The 20,616-nt window shown below is 48.4% G+C and carries 10 protein-coding genes; all 10 read right to left on the bottom strand.

The window, feature by feature from the left end; genetic code table 11:
* Positions 1 to 80: 80 nt before the first annotated feature.
* The gene (locus tag QP938_03905; protein ID WIO75061.1) at positions 81 to 3,518 is read right to left on the bottom strand and encodes a TonB-dependent receptor; all 3,438 of its coding nucleotides are present in this window, start codon (positions 3,516 to 3,518) and stop codon (positions 81 to 83) included.
* Positions 3,519 to 3,997: 479 nt separating this feature from the next.
* Positions 3,998 to 5,086, bottom strand: a complete 1,089-nt coding sequence (locus QP938_03900) for a FecR domain-containing protein (protein WIO75060.1) — start codon at positions 5,084 to 5,086, stop codon at positions 3,998 to 4,000.
* Positions 5,083 to 5,682 (bottom strand): RNA polymerase sigma factor, encoded by a 600-nt coding sequence (locus QP938_03895; GenBank protein ID WIO75059.1) that lies wholly within the window; start codon positions 5,680 to 5,682, stop codon positions 5,083 to 5,085. The genes QP938_03900 and QP938_03895 overlap by 4 nt, the downstream gene beginning before the upstream one ends.
* A gap of 575 nt (positions 5,683 to 6,257) precedes the next feature.
* The gene (locus QP938_03890; GenBank protein ID WIO75058.1) at positions 6,258 to 7,322 is read right to left on the bottom strand and encodes a thioredoxin family protein; all 1,065 of its coding nucleotides are present in this window, start codon (positions 7,320 to 7,322) and stop codon (positions 6,258 to 6,260) included.
* Positions 7,323 to 7,389: 67 nt separating this feature from the next.
* Positions 7,390 to 13,911, bottom strand: coding sequence for a tetratricopeptide repeat protein (locus QP938_03885; GenBank protein ID WIO75057.1), 6,522 nt, complete (start codon positions 13,909 to 13,911; stop codon positions 7,390 to 7,392).
* A 118-nt stretch (positions 13,912 to 14,029) separates the two neighbouring features.
* Positions 14,030 to 16,534, bottom strand: coding sequence for a VWA domain-containing protein (locus tag QP938_03880; GenBank protein WIO75056.1), 2,505 nt, complete (start codon positions 16,532 to 16,534; stop codon positions 14,030 to 14,032).
* 154 nt (positions 16,535 to 16,688) lie between these two features.
* Positions 16,689 to 18,404: a BatA domain-containing protein gene (locus tag QP938_03875; protein WIO75055.1), complete on the bottom strand. Its 1,716-nt coding sequence runs from the start codon at positions 18,402 to 18,404 to the stop codon at positions 16,689 to 16,691.
* Complete coding sequence (locus QP938_03870; protein ID WIO75054.1) at positions 18,401 to 19,312, bottom strand: DUF58 domain-containing protein; 912 nt, start codon at positions 19,310 to 19,312, stop codon at positions 18,401 to 18,403. Before QP938_03870 ends, QP938_03875 begins: the two co-directional genes overlap by 4 nt.
* Before the next feature lie 5 nt (positions 19,313 to 19,317).
* Positions 19,318 to 19,551 carry a hypothetical protein gene (locus QP938_03865; GenBank protein WIO75053.1) on the bottom strand — a complete coding sequence of 78 codons (234 nt, stop codon included), beginning with the start codon at positions 19,549 to 19,551 and terminating at the stop codon, positions 19,318 to 19,320.
* A gap of 2 nt (positions 19,552 to 19,553) precedes the next feature.
* Positions 19,554 to 20,612 (bottom strand): MoxR family ATPase, encoded by a 1,059-nt coding sequence (locus tag QP938_03860; protein ID WIO75052.1) that lies wholly within the window; start codon positions 20,610 to 20,612, stop codon positions 19,554 to 19,556.
* Positions 20,613 to 20,616 lie beyond the last annotated feature (4 nt).

Genomic DNA, 20,616 nt, shown 5'->3' with positions numbered 1-20,616 from the left:
AATAGATTTAATTTAAAATTGACACATAAAAAGGAAGCTATAAGAGCCTCCTTTTTATGTGATATAGACATCAATCAGTATTAGAAAGTTGTCTTAATGCCAAGTCGCAAAGTGCGACCATACGGATCAACACCAAATGGTGTGAATGATTGAAGTGACTCAAAATCATCTGGCTCAAACTCTTGATCAAGTACTTTACGACTAATTTTTGATTCGTCGTAGAACAAGTTGCTGATCAACAAGTTGACACGAGTGGTTTTCAGCCAATTTGGTGCATCAAACAGGTCACCAGAAAAGTCATAACCAATATTAAGGTTAACAGGCGTTGCTGCTTTAGTGATGATTTCGTTTGTATTGATTCGCCACAGCAGGTCACCATTATCAGCCAAACCTTCCCGACGCTCCTCTTCGATAATTGAAGTTTCTGATTGAACTGTGGTCTGTAGATTTGCACTGAGTCCACGGTACGACCAAGTTACATCAAATGAGCCTCGATGCTCTGGTAGTGGGTAATAGCCACGTGTGTTTACCTGACGTCGATCAATGGATCCAACCTGATCAAATGGGGTATCCGCAGGTTGATAAGCAGCCACCCGATTCCTGTAGTCATAAGCATAAATTTCACTGATGCAAACACCTTCACCACAGATATTACCGGGGCGAATTTCAAAATCCATCATATATTGGTGGGTATAGGTTAAGAACCAATCACCAAAATCAGTAGAAGAACGATAGCGCAACTGGAAGTCAGCACTTCGAGAAGAAGCATCCCCCAAGTTGATTTCACGGCGATCAAATACATAGGCATCTTCAATCAGAGGAATTGACGATGAGGTTGCTGTCACACTGGATTCTGTGTAGGTTTGATTACCAACTGTAACCTGTCCATTTTGTACTTGATACAGAATAGGGTTCGAAGCAATCGACTCTGCTGTCAGCTCTGAAGGCGTATAAGCAATATTAACGCCGGGAATCCCAATACGGTCAAAGGTATTTGAGTCAGTCAGATTAGCTTGAATCTCAAGCCCTTCCAACGGTCTTACCACAATACCTAATGTTGTACCGTAATTAGTTTCAGGTGTGAGACTATCATTACCACCATAAACATAAAATGCAGTCTCCCGTGGATAACCAGGCAAATAGCCTCTATTTTCATCTCTTAGATAGAAGCTACCAGAACGCAATTTAGCCGGAATACCAGTAGTCATTGAATCAGGGACAATAGTGCTAAAAGTTCGATTCAATCGCACAGTCATCCACTCAACCGGCTCCCAGTTAAACCCGGCAGCCCAGTTCAATGCGGTATCATCAATGTTATCGTATTTTTCATACCTGCCATTAACATTTGCAAGTAATGTATCCAGCAATGGGGCTGACAGCTCCATACCTATGCCATTACGTGTGCTGCCACTTGACTCGTTGAGTAGCACACCGTCCTCATAGTTATTAGCTGTATTCAAAAAGCTAAAAAACTGCTCCGAATATATGTCTGTCGTATTTTTGTTGTGGGAGAGAATAATATTGGTTCTCATATCACCAGCCGGCAACTCAGCCACCACACCGGTAAGACTGATATCAATATCAGTAGACTCTGTAACAGTATTGGTATGAACCAATGGAATGATTACGTTAGACACATACTCTTCATAGCTGTTATAGCCAAAGTTCTCTTTAAAATAACCCAGCCCATTCTCTACGTATTGATAGACATCGTAATCGTAATATCTACCCTGGACTGCAGCGCCTAACGCTGAACTATTTACAGAATTAGTACTGTTAGAAACACTATCACTTTCACTGAAACCGAAACCGAACTGCATACTCCAATTGTCATTCAGGTCATATTCAAAGCCACCCGATACTGAAGTATTTTCAACTTCTACCTCTTGAACAGTCTGAGGCAGACCATCACTGTAGTTAAAGAAGAAGTTAGAATTGAACGGGTTGTTAGGAACTGACCATGTAACTACATATTGGTGGGTATCATTTCTGGTTGAGCTGTCACGGGTAGACTTTGAGTATCTGGCAGCCAGATTAACGCTCAAATCGTCAGAAACCTGATAGTTATAATTCAAGCTACCTGCAAGCGTTTCATCCTCAGGTAACAAGCTATAACCTGCACCTGGCACATAGGAGTTTTCTCCCAGCGGGAATCTGGCGCGCATAGCAATCAGTGTTTCTTCTTGTGAAGCACCTGCGGCAGGGAGTGGCGCATTTACGTCTTCCTGGATATCGTAAAGTGAGAGCGTGTCTCGTCCTTCAGGTAGCTGCAGGGTATAAACAGGGATATAACCCTCTGGCTCATCTCTATCAGTGCGAGTGGTACCACCCCATGAAGTAGGAATCAGAACACTACCAGAGAGGCGCTCATCCAGTGCCTCATTATCGGTTCTGCCGTCACCATCCACGTCTTTAACATACATCAGTACCTGAGGAACACTGAAACCAGTACCAATATTGGCGGGGCTGGACGGATAAAGAATCAAGTTCTGGTCATCCGAAAGCGCGAAGCCCTGACCGCCAGCTGGCAGAGGTGTAAATGGAATATTGCGATCTGTAGCCACCAGTGGCTCACGGGATTGATAAGAGCCATTGAGTGTCAGCTGGCTATCACCAAAGTTAAATGTATGACCAATATTTACATTCAGCTCTTCAGCACCATTATCTTCCGGCCTGGTGATGTCAATTGAAATATTTGTACCTTCAAAGTTTCTGTTGGTAATGATATTGACGACACCACCAACCGCATCTGCTCCATATATTGCAGCCGCACCATCATAGAGTATTTCAATACGCTCTACCTGAGAAATAGGGATTGAGCTGATATCGGTAACATCACCAAAAAGCCCTCCTTTTGCTGGACGACGACCATCAATCAGAATGAGCGTGTATTGCTCACCCAACCCACGAAGGTTTACGCCGCTGCCTGCAAATACGTTTGCCCCACGACCAAAGGAGACACCGGACTCAAACGTACCAGAAGCCACATTGCTTGGAGCATTAAGGTTTTGAGGCAAACGACGCAGGTATTCATCAAGGCGAGACATACCGCTGGCTTCCAACTCTTCCCGACTAATCGTGGTAACCTGGCGAGTTAGCTTACCTGGATCCTGAACCAAGCGGCTACCTGTTACGACAATATCTTCTATCTCTTCATCTTTTTTTTCAGAGTTTTCCTCTTCATCATCAGAATCACTGATCAAAACAGAGCTATCAGAGACAAACTTATACTTTAGATCTGACCCTTTAAGTATTTGATTAAGAGCATTTACCAGAGTAAATTTCCCTTGAATAGCTGCAGCATCAAAGCTTAAACCCAGGTTTTGTGGAAGAATAATTTGCACACCGGCTTTCTCTCCGAGCTCCATTAGTGTATTACCAACTCCCTGCTTTTCTATATTCAAATCCAGAAGTTTTTCCCCGCCCAAAGCCCCACAAGAAACCGTAAAAGCTATAGCCGAACTCAACCCAAGCACAAGTTTTTTCTTACGAAACCTATTACCAGTACCAAAGCTCATATACCTACCTCTATCTAAATTTTATTTGCCCCCAAAGGAGATAAACCTCTCAAAGAGCACTCACAAGAAAGACCTCTAGCTGTGGGTCTTTTCAGTGAGATCACGAACAAATCCACTCACCCCCTCACTTTTCATATAATTTTTTTAAAAAAAGATGAAGTATCCGTCAAAACTCCAGTCATACTTGATCAATTGCCCAATATAATCACCGGAAAATTAGATAAAATCTTGACATTCGCCCGACAAAAGCGCCACAAACTTGAAGTTAACACTCAGAACGTAATCACGTAACCATTTGAATAGAAAAAGAAAACCCACATCAAAGGGTTAATAAATCAGAATAGATATTGGCCATAGCTGTGACAATATAGATGAATCACCTATTGTGACCACCAGGTCACGATTGATATTGGAGATATCAGCAGAAAATCTTTCCAGGAATTCCTTTCAAAGAAACAAATGAAAAACTACTAACATCCTCATTTCTTGATAACGGCTTTTTGCTTTTTATCAAAGTCATCCTCTTTAGTGATTACTATTCTGTCAGAATAACTATCAACATGTATTGGCATACTCATATCCAAAACCCTCAACGCCTCTTCAATTCGATCCACTCGAACTGTTGCAAACAACTTCATATCCTCAACTTCAGGGTCTTCTATCACAATCTTCTTGGCTGAATATCGGTTCAGCTCCTCAACAACTTCATCCAGTGGTTCCTCAGAAAAACGAATCAAGCCATTACGCCAACTACTTACTCGAGTTAAATCCTCAATTCTTTCCCCGGTAAATATATTGGTAGCCAGGCTGTATGTAATCGATTCTCCTGAAGCAACACGATACTGATCAGCCACATTCAAATTCTGTAAGCCTTTTTCAGGGAGCTGCAATCGAACAGGGTTATTCAGCAGTTCTTCTGACTGAACAACTGCGACTTCACCTTCTACAACCTCCAGCCCTATTTGATCCGCTTCTTTGTGAAGGTTAAATGCCGTCCCAAGAACGATAACGCGCCTCTCTCCCACATTAACCACAAACGGACGATCAGGGTCTTTGGCGACCTCAAAATAACCCTCACCACGCTCAAGGACTACTGATCTTTCTGATTCACTGTATGTGACAACTACCTCAGAGTTGGTATTGAGAAAAACAGAGGAGCCATCGTCCAACATGACTTCTTTTTGCTCTCCAATGCGAGTGACAAAGCGATCTCCTTGCGGCTTAACTTCTTCAAAAGAAACAAAGGTCAGTGATATCAAAACTGCCAAAATCAATGAGGCCGCCATCGCCACTTGAGGCCAACGCCCCTTAATTACAGGTTCTTTTTGCAATTCATGTTTAGGCACCGGATTTCCGACCAGAGACATCAACTCCTCATCACCAGCCAAGGCCTCCAGATCTGATATCAAGTGATTCATTCGCACATAATTAGCCTTGAACTCTTCCTCTTGAGATTTCCACTGACTGATTCGCTCAACATCCTCAGCATCAACCTCATCACTGTAGAGCTTTGTAACCTCTCTGGCACTACGACTCAGCATCAGTTCTTCCCTTAATTTACGAATCACTTTTTCTCCTCCTTTATAATGCTGATATCGGCTTTGCGAATGTGTTTAAATGCTCTGGTCAGGAAACCTTCTATCTGTTTTATCGTAACCCCCATATGATCTGCAGCTTCTTTATAACTAAGGCACTGTATTCGAGTTAGGATAAAAGCATCACGCCAGGTTGGTTTCATTTTGAAAATAACTTGTCTTAGAGTTTTAATATCATCATGTGCCAAAACAATTGATTCGGGATTTTGAGAACCGCACTCCAACTCTTCCAGATAGTTGGACTGCTGTCTTTCAACATACCTCCGCAGATGAACCTTGCGTCGTTCCATATCAACCACTAGATTGTTCGCAACAGCAAACAGATAAGAACGATTACTTTCACCATCAATAGGCAAACGTTCTGCCAGGTTATCCAGTCTTGCAAGGCGTGCAAACACCTCCTGAATGACGTCATCAAGATCTTCTCCGACGCCCAGCCGCATGCGAATGAAGCCACGGAGTGCCCCAATATGCTCACTGAACAGTCGCTCTAATACCTGATCGTTTGACTCAGGCTTTCGACCATTAATATCAATAACCTTTCTCATCGCGGATTCTGCGAACTTCACTTTAGTCTCCCTGCGGACACATCTAAGCATGGAGAGCACGTTTGAAATTCGACCTTCCCTCACTTTTTTGAAAGTTTTTGAAAATTAATTACGCCAAGTGTAATCGGCTATGCAATTGACCAACCTACTCTCGGGAGCGTCTATAGCGGTATTTCCGTATATCATGTAACTGCTGCACATACGTATTAAGCTGTTAGTTGGTCTTAGATATATAGTAGCTCTAGAAAAGTTGGCAAGAACATTGAAATAAGGCCGCCCCCCCCTTAAGCTCACTCAAATCAAGACCAATAAACATCTAACTCATTGAAATTATTAAACTTATCACCACTCCGCCTTTCTAATTTTTGGAGTTACCCCAAAATTGAATGAACAGCCTCTTAGAGCACTATGTAAATCGGGCTATATTGCGTGGGCGGTAACTGCGAGGTGAGATTACTGGTTTCGGAGGGTATCGAGTGTTATTAATAGGGCCGCTATTGCGTCGGCTGTTAGCATGGTTCGCTGCTCAACCCGCTCCTATAAATAAAAAGGGAGCTAAAAAGCTCCCTTTTTATACCTGTAATGTTACTAACCTCTTATGGCGCAACCTGTAATTTGCGACGCTGGAGAATTTTGCGAATTTGTCCGTATAAGCTATCCAGATGTTCTTCCAGGGTATCCGGATCCATATCTATGGCCTCATCCACAAGCTCAACAGCTTTCTCTTCATCACCGGTTTCTGCATACATAAAACCTTGCATGACGGTAAACATTTGACGCATTGGCAGGTCATAACTTTCATCTGATGCCTTTTCGCCAAAGAACTCCACGCCCTGATCTGCTTTACCGGCCATAGGAAATGCTGATGCCAGGTTATTCTGCAGGAAGCCTTCCAGAGCCTCACCCTCCTTTACAAAACTGTTTGCAGCAAACAGCTCAAGCATACCCTTGAGCTTTTGGTCTGCACTCTTATCGCTGTTCATCAAGGCATCGGCGCCATCGACTAAATCTTGGCCGCCTTTGAGCATGCGGTATTTATTGTACATCGCTTCGTCTTTGCCTTTGGTCAACGCAAGAATTTCTGCCATCAAATCACTTTTACCACTAACGAGTTTTCCACCCTTTGTGAGAAGCTCATCCAGAAGGGTTACTTTTTCCATGCCACTGGCCTGAAGCGCTTTCTCTGTCAACTCCTCCACAGCAGTTTTCTGAGCGACAAAGCTTTCCAGATGCTCAATGTATGCCTGCGGCCCACCTGCCTGATAACCTGTCTGGGCATAGGCCTGTGCAGAGGCGTCGGTCAGGTAAACAGTGGGATAACCTCTTGGCTGAAACACGTCCTTCCATTTCTCATTGTGATCTCTCTGCTCCTCAGTTACGAGGCTCTCATCCTGAGGGAAGTCTAGCTCCACCAACACCAGCTTTTCTTTGGCGTAATCCAGAAATTCATCATGGGACAATACCTCTTCATCCAGCTTGATACACCAGCCACACCAGTCAGAACCGGTAAAAAACATGAAGATGCTTTTTCCTTCGGCCTTAGCGATTTTCTTGGCCTGCTCCATATCCGTAATCCAAGGTGCATCTTTCTTGGCAAATGCAGAACTCACCAGCAGCATCAACGCAATCGAAGTTACAACTTTCAAGCTTTTATTCAACATATTTTTTTCCTCTGTTGAGTGAAATGGCAGCTGAATTCATGAAATCAAAACTGCCACCTCCCAATTTTTATGCAGATTTTTCCAGTTTTTCCTTGGCACTCTGTTGCTCGCGAATCTTGCCACTTAGCTGCTCAGCGTAACCGGTTTCACCGGCTTTTTTGGCCAATTTTTCCAGTTCAACCATAAGCTCCAGACTCTCGGCCCCTGCCATCATGGCTTTGGCAGAATTTAAAGCCACAACTGAATCTTTCCGTTCCTGAAGTCCTTTTAACAATTCAGCCTGCTTTTCAATGCTAATCAAATCGTTTGCAACAATATATTTGCTCACCTGATCACTCAAAGTTACGTCCAATTTCTGGGCAACGCTCACCAGCTTGCCCCACTGCTTGGTTGAGTAAATGGTTTGATTACTACTCATTTGCATGGAGAGGGAATTTATCAATTCGGATGCTTTTTGTTTTTGCTCCCGTTTTTGCCACTCTTCAATCAAAGCCAACCCAAGATCAGCCACACGTTCTTGCTCTAACTCACTGTTTGACAATGCACCCAAGATACCTGTTTCCAACACTTCCAACCATACATCTTCCTGGTCACCCACAATTTGATCCCAGCTGTCGTTAATAATCGACCGTCCACTTACAGGATTTCTCCTCGGATCATTAACTACAACAGACACGCCTAATATTTTCGCAAAACCCAGAAGCTTTTGATTGTTCACAAATTGATTCGACAAGGCAGAATCACTGTTATCTGTGATGTTAATTGACTCATAGTTAGTCAACAGATTTTTCATCCCTTGCCAAGCATTATCGTATTGTTGCATTTTCAACATTACTAAAATTTGACCAATTAGCTTGGAGCTGTTCTGCTTATTCCCATCTACTAAATCAACATTCTCCATTAATCCCGGATCAATTTGATTCAGCAACTTGTCATCATCCTGATAACTCGATGCTATTGCCACTGCGCTCAATGCAAATGCATCGACCAACACCTGTGCATCTTCGGAATCCACACCAAGTCGAGCAATTTTTTCCAGCTCAACAGTCAGTTCTTCTGTGGTTGCTTTTGGCAATAGCTTGCCAGCCTCTTCAAGAAGAGTAATCAAGCTAACAAATGCTTCCTGCTGCTGATACGGATCGTCATTTCCGCTGAACTGGTTGACCGCCAAATTCATAAAATACTGTTTCGCCAACTTATGGGATCCAGCGCGAGCAAATACTTTTGCCAGTGCCAAGCTTTGAAAATCTGTTGGCGCTGGAATATTTTTGGAAATTTCTTTCAGGGCATCCAATGTGTCGTCACTAACCGCCGTCTCGGCGACATCCATCATAGCGAGATAGCAATTTAAGTCATGCTCATTTAGATCCCGTCTATCGGCTTTAGTATCAAGTTTTGCCAGCTCATTGCCCAGCACTCCCTGCTCTTTGTTGGCGCGAGCCAACAGCAGATACAATTCATGGGCATGACGACGATCCTCCGGATTTAGCGCTTTAAGGTAAGAATTCAACTCCTCAATCACGAAAGGCGCTTTAATCAATACATCGACCAGAAGCTCTTTTGATTGCTTTCCATTATTCTGAAGTGATTCATCCTTAGTGGATTCCTTAGCTTGATTGCCAGGCTGACTGGAACCATCCTGAGGTTCCTTTATTTCCAGAGGAGCCGTTAACAGCGCTTGGTATAAGCTATTGTGACCACCACGATACCAGGACATTCTACCTTCCTGAGGGGCATAGAAACCGCGCCAGATTCGACGTAGTTCAATACGGGCTTTATCGTAATCTTCATTTAATAACAGTTTTGCCAACTCAGAGAAACCGTTACTTCCATTGACTCCTCTTTGTTGCAATATGAAAGCAGCCTGCACAACGTTTTGACTATTGCGCACACGTCCGGCTTCATCAGTCAATTTAAGTTGTTGATACAATGCTGCCAAACTGTATTGCCTGCGACCTGTATTTTTCCCTGCATTTTTAATACTACTTTCCAGCTCTTTTTTACCCTCTTCTGTCAAGAGGTTGATCGAGCCTGATGTAGCTTCAGTTAACGCCTTGGTATAGAGACCCTGCTTTTTATACAACTCAACCAAAGTAGCCTTTGCCAATATCCCATCACCATTGGGGTAATTTTTCAAAATATGCAGTTGCTTCTCAACTTCAGAATTCTGCCCATTCCTGACGTAAAATTGCAAAACCTGAACCCTGTAATTACTTTCCTCAGGGAACAGTTTGATCATCCCTTTTAATACCGAGTATTGATCATCTGGCTTACTGCCAAATCGATTTTCATACTTAGTTTCATAAATAGCCTTCGCCAATTCTTTGGAAACAGCTTCTCCATCGATCAACTTTTTAACTGTCTCATCACAAATATCGGCAAATTCATTCGAAAAATATTGAATATAGCTTAGCATCCAAAATTGGTCTTTATTCGCAGAAAACTTCAGGTAAGAATCTATTTTGTTACCTGAAAAATACAACTTGACCGCTTCAGCAAGATTACTGTCATCTCCCAATTTACTATCTAACAATTGAGCGAATTGAATCATCAGAGGCTGATTACCAGGATCTGAATCCAAAACTATCAACTGTACTACCTGGGATTTCATATAATCCACTTTAAAGTCGATTGTCCCCAGATAACGTTTACCAGCCTCGAGCAAGTTATTTCGTTGTGTCTCATTGAGAGACATACGGAACATAGATTTCAATTCAACCATGCCAGGAGCTGCCATAAATTGAGCCGGTTTTGCCACCATGATTTTATCGCAGGCATACTGGACATATTGATCTGTAGAGATCCGCTGTATCAGCAAGTCATTAAATTTATCTTGCCCACCATAATTAAAACGCATCATTGGGTTTGAGCCATTCTCACTAGTAGCATTACGGCTTAGTTCGTATAGATCTTCACCACTGAGCAATTGACGCCCCAACAGAGTCTCCACTTGTTCAAAAAGTTTGGCATCCTGCCTGGCTAACTCAAACAGTGCTTTTTTGGTTTCAGCGTCGGATTTTAGATTGGAACCGATTACCCGGCGGAAACCGGTCTCATCCAATAGTATTTTGCCACTTTGAAAAGCTTTAATTAACTTCCCCTGTCGGACCAGGTTCACCAGCAGATCCTCTGCCGCTTTTCTGTCTTGTAGCAGGAGTGCATAGCGCACGCTGGCAGTGACATCTTTATCGAACTTGGCCTCTTTAAAGCCTCGCTCCAGAACAGAGTCAGATTGTGTGAAACTGTACAGCGGATGAATACGATCTGTTATTTTTTCCACCATTCCAAGTTGTTTGGCAGCGCCCCACTGACTGTAAAATTTGGCAATTTTTTCTGCATAGTCTTTATCATCGGCAAAGATATCCAGCACTGCACGATCAATCGTTTCAGCCAGTTTACGATTATCCGTTGCCTCAGCCACGCGGCGACCAAACTTGGCCATATGATCCAAACGGGAGTACTGCGCCAACGGCAATTGGTGGTCTTCTGCAATCAGCTTTTTAACGGTCACGAGCTCTTTGTTTACCATATCAATAATGGCTTTTACCCGTTTTTCCGCCAGACTCTTGTCCTTTGGCCAGGTAATTAACAAACCCTGTACCAGATTTTCGAAATGCGTGTTATAGCTGCGGGTTACCGAGGTGTCTCGCGCTCGACCAAACATCAGTTCTTCAGGACTGGCTTTCACCGCATTTTTCAGCGACGTTTTTTGCTCGCGCAGCACGTTCTCCAGAGCACGCCAATACCAGTTATTGGCAATCTGGTCCTGATTATTGCGCTCCCGCAAAACCGCTGTTTGACCCAACAGTTCCAGGTTATTCAGATTACGGTTAAGGGCAGAGTTAAAATACGCCAACGCCTGATCCAGATGCCCGGCTTTCAGAAACGCTTCTGCCTTGATCTGATCCGTATCGAGCATGCCAGTGATATCGGTGATCATATCGAACGCTTTTTCAGCACCCAACAGATCTTCTTTGGCCAACAGGGAATTGCCCAAATCAATATAGATTTCCGGAGGAAGCTCCTGGCCCAGGCCAATCAGGCGACGACCGTAAATCAGCTTGCGCTCTTCATCCCCTGCACGCGCTCCACCGGTTGGATTGTAACCTTGCGTGGATAGCGTGATCAGTTCTCTTAAAATAGATGAGCGGCGAATATCTGCTGGTGCCAACGAATTTTCTACGGCCACAAACTCCGCTTTATTGTCTCGGGTTTCATTGGCAATTTCGGATAGCAGGGTATAGAGATAGAACTTTTCCTTACGCGCAGTAATCCGCTCCAGGATAATGCGGTGGGCCCACTGAAAGGTGTTCTGTACATTCTCTTCCAATACCTGGCCAAATCTACGCCCACCAATCATGTTGATGATGCCATCGATGGCCACCACAAATTCGTTGTCACCATCCGCATGCTCAGCCACATATTGCAGCATGGCCACCGCCTCTGCGATACGGCCATTTTCTTTCATTAAATCAGCCATCAACAACAGGTTGTCAGCATGCGAAGGATATTGGGCCAAGGCTTTGCGATAGCTTTCAATGGCTTTATCCTGATAGCCACCGAGGCTCATTACACCGGCCTCAAACTCGCCGCTGACCTCTTCGCCACCTACTTCTTTGAGCTGTTCAATGAGACTGTTTACCTCAACAAGCCGCTCTTCCTTGCTTAAGGAAACATTATTGGATAAAAGATTCAGAATAATTCCACGCAGGTGGTCTTCACGAAACTCCGGTTCAGCCTCCGCCAGTTTGCGCAGTACCTTGTCATACGCGTCGAAATCCTCAAGGATCATGTAAATGCGTGACAGTTGGTTCAGGCGTTCCACTTCTGGCAGGTTATTTCTGCGCGAATACTCATCGATCACATCGATCGCGGAGAACTGATCATTGGCTTCGACATAAATTCGTACCAGCAGATCGATATCGTTTTTATTGGCAGTTCCGGCGAACAATTTGTCTTCCAGACCCACCACCATATCGCCTAACGAGTTCAGCTCAGCGGCAGTCAATAACATTTGCGCCTCAATAAAACTGCGACGCGCCGGGCTGGCCACATCGACCCACAACTGCTGGTAGAGCTCCAGTGCTTTGGCCTTATTGTTATTAACGCTGTTCAACCAGGCCATGCGCATGCGCTCGTCATAGCCAAGACCGCCAGCGGTTTTACTCAGGTCTTCAAAAATCGCCAGTGCTTTTTCAGGGCGACCGAGACGTTCATAGGCATCCGCCACATCTTTCAATTCGGCAGAGCGCTCCGGCAGCATGGCCACCAGCTGTTCCAGAGTTTGGGTGGCAGCATCGTTTTCCGCAGCATCCAGATGCGCTTCAAAAAGGAACATGTGCGCCGCCACATAGGCTTCTTTATCTGCTTTATGGGCTTCAACCATTGCCATCGCCTGGTCGCGCATACCCATATTGATCATCGCCTCGGCGCCTTCAATCAGGGTAAAGATGTGCTGCTGGTTGTTATTATTAAGCTGTGTCCACACCTGTTTCGCCTGCTCAGGCTCACCGATGTTCATAAAATGGGACGCAAGTCCTTTGTACCAGCTGGACTGATGTGGCTCTTCTTTAATCAGCTGACGATATTCAGCAACCATGTCGTCGGGACGGTTGGCCGACAGATATAACTGCAGCAATCGTTGACGCAGTGTTACATCCATCTCTTCGGCATTGGCTTTTTTGAACAGGGTGATTGCGTCGTCATAGCGATTGAGTTCAATCAATACATCAATATGCGCCTGCTGCAGCTCGGGATCGTCATGGTGTTTGGCCAGCAGCTTTTCCGCATCAGCGAGCTTTTCGGCCTCACGATAGGATTCCAGCAATACCGCAATCGCGTAGCGGGCGTTATAACTGGCGCCAGCGGTTTGATAAGCTTGCCATGCCTGCTGCTGGGCCAAATCGTAGTCTTTGCCCTTAATCGCCCAGTCCGCCAGACGGATGTGCTGCAGATAGGGTTTGGCAGCGTTTTCTTCCACGCCATACAGTTCAATCGCTTCCTGCTGGTAACCCAACAGGGCCAGGACGACCGCTGCGCGGTTTTTAAACTCCTGGTCCCGCTTGCCAGCCAGTTTGATCAGGGCATCTGCATTGTCCGCACTGTCGATCATGGTCAGGCGAATCTGGATAAACTCTTTTTCTTCCGGACTGGTGGTTTTGGCAAATGCCTGTTGGTAAATCTTGGCGGCGTCCCCGGCTTGCCCTTTGGCATCCAAAAGACGTGCTTTCAGCAACAAACCATCTGCGCTTTTGTTCAAGCCCAACGCCTGGTCGGCAAATTTCAGGGCATTATCCGGGCGACCGTAACGCCACTCCATATGAGCCGCCGTCAGGTAGGCATTGGCACGTGTCGATTTGCCATGCTTGCTCTCAGAGCCATACCGGGTCAGCAATTTGATGGTTTTTTCAATGTCCATCTCTTCGATGATGGACTTGTTATACAGCGCGTCGATCTGTTCACTGGCGATCCCGCCCACATTGCTGATGGCCGACTGGATGTCTTTTTCAGTCACGGCTGCTAGCGCCACCTGACCAAACAGTGCCGCTGAGACAGATACTGCGAGTATGGTTTTCTTAAACTTAAACATAATTTAAAACTCTCAATCCAGTTTCTTTGTCATCCTGAAGAGCGAAGCGATGAAGGATCTCGAACTTGTGAACAACCATGAGATCTTTCGCTGCGCTCAAGATGACAATAATGTCGTCTTATCCAGCAACACGGCTGGACGGCCAGCGGCGGTACAGCAGTTCCGCCAGGTACAGCAGCAGTGCCAACAGCAACAGATAGGGCCACAATTTGGTGACGATAAAGGCGGTCTCGCCTGTGCCGGCTTGCAGATCCCAATCTCTGAGATCAACGCCCGTCAGGTTTTCACCACCGGTCAAATTGGAAAGCTGCTCCAGATCCATGGCGCTGGCCGGATCCACCTGGTTTTCCTGAGCAATATCAGAATGGGCGGCGTTGGCCAGACGCTGGCTCTTGCCCCCTTCAGCCGTCACAGTGATTAACAGATCCTGCTCGGACGGGTAATAGCTTTGCGCCACAAACAGGCCCGGTGCCTTCTCTTCAAAATTCACCGCCAGATCTACCGGCTGGCCTTGCCAATCCTGGGCGGTCAGCTGCGGAACCAGACTGGTATCGGCATTCAGGCGCTGGGCACTTATCAGCAGCGAGTCATTCTGGCGCACTACATCGATGTTAAAGTCGTTATTGTCCGCGGCGGTTTTGGCCAGCACCCGGCCCAACCACTGACCGTACTCCTGCCAGCCCTGCCAATCTTTTGTCCCGGCACCTACCGGTTCAGTCATCAATGCAGTCACCCTGCCCAAGCCGTATTGCCATGTGGCCAATACCGGATGTTTGGCGTTTCTTTCGGCCAGCAACACCTCGGAGCCGGGACGTTTACCCACCTGTACATAGCCATTGAGTGACGGCACGGCGCTCTTGTCGACATCGCCCCACCAGCCTTCGCCGCCTAGGCTCTCCAAGGCAAATTCGCCCTGTTTATACGGTGGCATTTTCTTGGTGGATGGCTGCTTGAGAATCATCTCTACCAGCTGGAACTCATTGCCCACCGAGTAGAAGCGCCCTTTACCCCAGTTGGCCATATCCGCCATGATCTGGTTGTGACCGCCCTGCCCTACCAGAATAGTGGTGACATTGATTCTGTCCTTGGCCATGCGGCGCAGCATTGCTTCGTAGCCGGCATCTTCCACACCGGCGTCGGTGATCATCAGGATGTGCTTATAGCGGGTACTGATGTTTTTCAGGCCAAAGTAGGCTTCCTGCAATGCCGGGAACAACACGGTACCGCCGATCGCCTTCATACGGCCGATGGCGCGATCGATCTCGATTTTGTTTGAGGCGGGCTGCATTGGAATGGCCCAATGCTTGGCACCGTAAAACTCCACGATACCGATACGGTCGTGAGGCTGTAAGCGGCGTACTGCAATACGCGCCATCTGCTTGGCCAACTCGATACGGGTTCCCGCCATGGAGCCGGAGGTATCAATGATGATTGCCAGACCCACACTTGGGTCGTTCTTGTCGTCTTTCTGCTGCAGCTCTACCGGCAGCAGGCTGGCGATCGAGGTATCCATATAACCACCGGAACCGAACGCCGCTTCCCCACCGCTGTGCACCAAACCAACACCGTGGTTCTTGACTGCGTTGGCGAGATTTTCCTGAACAGAGGTAGCCATTTTGGAAGCCGGCAGGTCGTCCTGCATCACCAGGTCGTACTGACTGAAGTCAAAATCGGTGGTCAGGGTACTGGCGGATTTTTCATCCACGGTAAAGCCCTCGCCCAACAACGCCTGCAGCTGTGAGCCGGCGTTGGTCATGCGATCCCCCAGGTACAACACTTTCAGCGGTGGCTGCACTGCAGCAACAGTACGTACACTGTTATTATCGGGGTCATTGTCCTGCACTTGGGTGGCCAGCACTTTGGCATTGATGGCCATAAACCCGCCGGTTTCCGGAGTAAATTCCACCGTCACGCTGTGGCGGCCATCGCTGTTAAAGGGAGTAGAGCGAGCCAGTTCGGTATCACCGCTGCTCAGTACCACCACCAGGTTGTCACCACTGCCGATCACATCCACAGTGGCGGCGACTTTTTCACCTACCACGGCAGGAGAAACAACCATGTTGGCCGGGTAAATATCACCGCTCGCCAGGGACAGTCGATAGCTATGCACCGGAATCTCGCGCGCTTTTAACTGAGACAGTGCCTTACCCCAGTGGCGATCCGTAGACAGGCCGTCACTCAGCAGAGTGACCGAGCTGTTAATGCCCAGTGGGATTGCCTGCACCGCCTGAGCCAGTGCATCGGACAGGGAAGATTCGCTGGCTTCGTCGCCAGACAGCAGAATCTGATCATCACCAATCGCCAGTTTGGATTCGCCGCCCAGCTGGATCAGGGTAACCACATCCTGGTCGGCCACATTGCCACTCAATTCGGCCGCCAGTGAGGCAGCTTTTTCGCGCTCCTGCGCCGACAGGCTCGCCGACTGGTCAACGATAATGACGTGGTGCTCCTGGGTGGAGCTACTCATCAGTACCGGCTGCATCAGCGCCACAATCACCGCGGCAAATACCGCCGCGCGAATACCGCGGTGCAGGTGGCTGGTGGCTTTACGGCCAAACATCCAGATCAGGGGAAGTGCCAGCACAAGCAGGCCGTAAAATGGGTGTAAAAAAGTAAGTTCCATCAAATGTTCCTACTTCAGAATCTAATTCGTATCGTCATCCCCGCGAAGGCGGGGATCCATTTTGGTTTGGGCTGTATAACCCGATGGATTACATCCCTTGGTTCGGTAAACGCTACATCCGTGTAGCACCTCTCCAGCCTTCGCGGGAATGACGTCAGGGCATCATTCCGCGCTGGTAGAAATACCATTCGCCAGCAAGTAACAGCAGTATCAGCATCGCCAGCAAAAGCACTACATCATTCAAGTTATCCAGCGCCACCAGCCCACCAGAGGCTGTTTTCAGTTCCACACCCACAGAACCGCGGGTTACATCAGTGTTGGTCAGGGAGATCAGTAATTTCGATTCACCAACTTCCAACTCACCGGCACCACCCATTACTGGCAGCGCATTCAGGTTCACTTCTGAGGCACTGGCACTGGGGGCCAGGCCAAATTGACCGGATTGATCAAACAACGGAGCGCCCGCCTGCACGTAGGGGTACCAGGCCGATTGATCCGCCAACCAGCGCACCGACTGGGCAACAAACACCGGGAACGCCTTGCTCTGGGTGAAGTTGTAGCGGTTATCAAACATCGCTCCCCAGGCACCGATGGATTTCACGTCATCAGCTGGCGTTACATCCACACTGATCTCGCGGGCCATCTCGGTCGCCAGGCCCACTGCATCAATCTGGGTCAGCCCCAGGGAATCGACATTGCGCTGTAACACCGACTCGGCGGACACATCACCGGTGTAACGGATTTCAAACGCGGCCGTATTGCCATCGGTGATTTCAAAGGAAGGCAAGGTATTGCCAAAGGCCTCACCCGCCGCTCGAATGGCGACATCGGCGTCGGCCAGATCGCTGACCAACAGGGCCTTATCCGCCTCAACCACGGCAGCAATGGATGCCGGTACCGTTGCAGACAAGGCAACTTTTACAAATGGCGATTCCGGCAGGCGAATGCGGGCCACATTGTCCAGTGACAAGCTGTCTGTACCGGTCAATTGAGCCTCAAAGATGCCCTTCTCGGCCGGTACATCACGCACCACAAATTTACCGGCAGCCAGTTTGTCCACACTGTTGGAAGCAAACGGCGCACTGTCCAGTGAAAACGTCAGCTGCTCCAGCGCCACTTCACTGCCGTCGGCGGCTTCAGCGCTGACCAGAACATCCAGGGTTTTGGGATCGCCAGAGGCACTGGCGGCAAAGCCCAGCGCAGTGATACCGCGGTTATCGCCGAGATCGGCGGCCTTCAGGGCGCGCACCACTTTGATATTGCTGTTGAGATCAGCCAGTCCGGTTTCGCTGACACCGGCATGACCGTAAACACGAACTTCCACTGACTGGTTGCCATCAAAACGACGCTCCAGCAGGCGCAGTTGCTCCTCCAGTGATGCCGGAACCGCTTCCGGCTTCAGGTTGGCGGCACGCTGCTCAAACAGCACTGCCTCTTCATGAGCTCCCAGCAGCTTGTCGTGAAACGCACCGCCCCAGATCACTTCACGGGAACCGGTAGGCAGGCGAGACAAATCCTCGGTGACCTTATCTACGGCTTTGCTGAACTCATCACCCTGCGCCATCGCGGCAGAACCATCCAGATACAACACGTAGTATTTATCGGCTTCAGCGCTGTCGGTTTGCGGGCCGGCGAAGCCGAGCCACAACAGTGCACAGATTGCCAGGGTCAACAGGTAGGCCAACCAGTGGCGGAACTTTTGACGGAATACCCGTACCGGCGCTTCCTGGGCAGCCTGCTGCCAAAATTGCGCCGTCGGCACCTTAATGGTGCGGTAGCGCACCCGCAATTGCTGCATTACGTAAAGCAGCGCAGCCAATCCGGCTATGCCAGCCACCACTCCGGTGGCAGACAGATTAAAGAAACTCATAACTGCAATCCTCCGGATTCAAACAGCTTGGTCAGCTGCTTCAGAACGTCGCCGCTGGCGTCGATCCGGGTAAATCCTGCACTGTAACTTTTGGCAAAATCTTCCAGCTGCTGATTGAACTGCTGGTAGATCTCTTTGTAGCGGTGAATGATCGCCGGAGTGATGGTCACTTCCGCCATGGCATCGGACTCGCAATCCTGCAGGCGCACATCGCCGTACAGCTCCGGATTCTGTTCCGGCTCGGCATCCCAAGGCTGGGTCATTTGCACCAGCAAAATCCGGTGGCGCAGCTGTTTCATCGCCGCGATCACCTTGTCCAACCCCTCTTCATCAAAAAAGTCGGAAATGATTACCACCAGTCCCTGACGCAAACGGACATTCGCCAAGTGGGCGATGCTGGTAGCCAGACTGGTACCGCCCTGCTGCTCTTCCAGTTCAACCAGGTGCTGGGCAGTGCGCATGATGTTGCGCTTGCCGGAGCTGGACTTGACCTTGATCTGCATCTCTTCGGCAAACGGGAACAGGCCGATACTGTCGTGCTGGCTCAAGGCGATGGCAGACAGCGCCAAGGTGGTGCGCAGTGCGGCGTGAATGCGCGGCGTGGACTCCAAAAACATGCTGCTCGATACATCCACCAAAAAGTAAACCGGCAGATCCTGTTGCTCCTCGAACACGCGTACAAAGATTTTTCCGAGCCGGTTGTAGATGTTCCAGTCGATAGCGCGCAGGTCATCGCCCGGCACGTAGCCTTTGTAGTCGGCAAACTCGAGGCCTTGGCCGCGGGCAGTACTCTTCTGCTCCGCCAGTCGACCGCCCTTTTGGATGCGCGACAGACGCAGGGTGAAATTTTGCAGAGCTGACAAGAACTCGGGATCAAACAGCTCGTTGATTGTTAATTGAGAAGCCATGTTTTTTAATTACCTTTACCGCTCCAGCATTGGTTCTGCTTTGGAATTAGCGTCATTCCGGGTTTTTCGTCATTCCCGCGAAAGCGGGAATCCATGCCCATCGCTGTAATTTGTTCTTCTTTGTCATCCTGAGCAGCAACGCTGCGAAGGATCTCGCTTTGCCCGAACCTGAGATCCTTCGCTGTGCTCAGGATGACAAAATGTCCGACGCCTCCAGCAGAGGCGTGGACGGTCGCCAAAATCAGCTCACAGTGTGCGGCGGCTGAACCTTCTCCAGAACATCCTGAATCAGCGAGTCAGCAGTAATGTTGTTGGCTTGGGCGTGGAAACTCAGCACCAGACGGTGACGCAGTACCGGAACGGCAATCGCCTTGATATCGTCGGCACTTACCGCGAAACGACCGTTGATCAGCGCCTGCACCTTGGCCGCCAGCATCAGGCCCTGAATACCACGAGGAGAAGAACCCAGAGCCGCATAAGCATTAATGGAATCCGGCGCGTAAACACTACCCGGCTGGGTGCCCATCACCAGGCGAATGGCATAGGTTTCCGCCGCTTGTGGCACTGGCACAGAGCGAACAATATTTTTCATTTCGATCAGGGTGGCGGCATCAGCAACCGGATTGATCACCACTTTTTCGTTACTGGTGGTGCGTTTGATAATGGTGTGGTAGTCGTGCTCGGACGGGTAACCCACCACCAGCTTGAACAGGAAGCGGTCCAACTGGGCTTCCGGCAGCGGGTAGGTACCTTCCTGTTCCACCGGGTTCTGGGTGGCCATTACACAGTACGGCTCTTCCATCTTGATGGTGCGACGACCGACAGTTACCTGCTTCTCCTGCATCACTTCCAACAGGGCAGACTGGGTTTTAGGCGTGGCACGGTTGATCTCATCCGCCAGTACCAGATTGGAAACAATCGGGCCTTCCTGGAATTGCAGTTCGTGGCCGCCACCTTCGGTCTCGGTCAGGATGGTGGTGCCCTGAATATCCGCTGGCATCAAATCCGGAGTGAACTGGATACGGGAGAAGTCCACACCAACCGCTTTACTCAACGAGCTCACCAACATGGTTTTACCCAGCCCCGGCACACCTTCCAGCAACACGTGACCACCGGCCAGCAGTGCGGTGAGAACACCTTCCACCACTTCGTCCTGCCCCACCATCATGTGGTTTACTTCGTCTTTAATCTTGTTGAAGGTCTCGCGGAACCTGGCTACCTGCTCCTGAACTTCTGCTACGTTTTCTGGGTTTGCTTGGTTTGAGTTTGCTTGTTTTGAGCTTGAGAGTTCTGTAGTCATCTCG

Source organism: Porticoccaceae bacterium LTM1 (genome assembly GCA_030252795.1).
Lineage (GTDB): Bacteria > Pseudomonadota > Gammaproteobacteria > Pseudomonadales > Porticoccaceae > SCSIO-12696.
The sequence above is the reverse complement of the archived record's forward strand: the minus strand, read 5'-3'. Positions and strand labels throughout refer to the sequence as shown.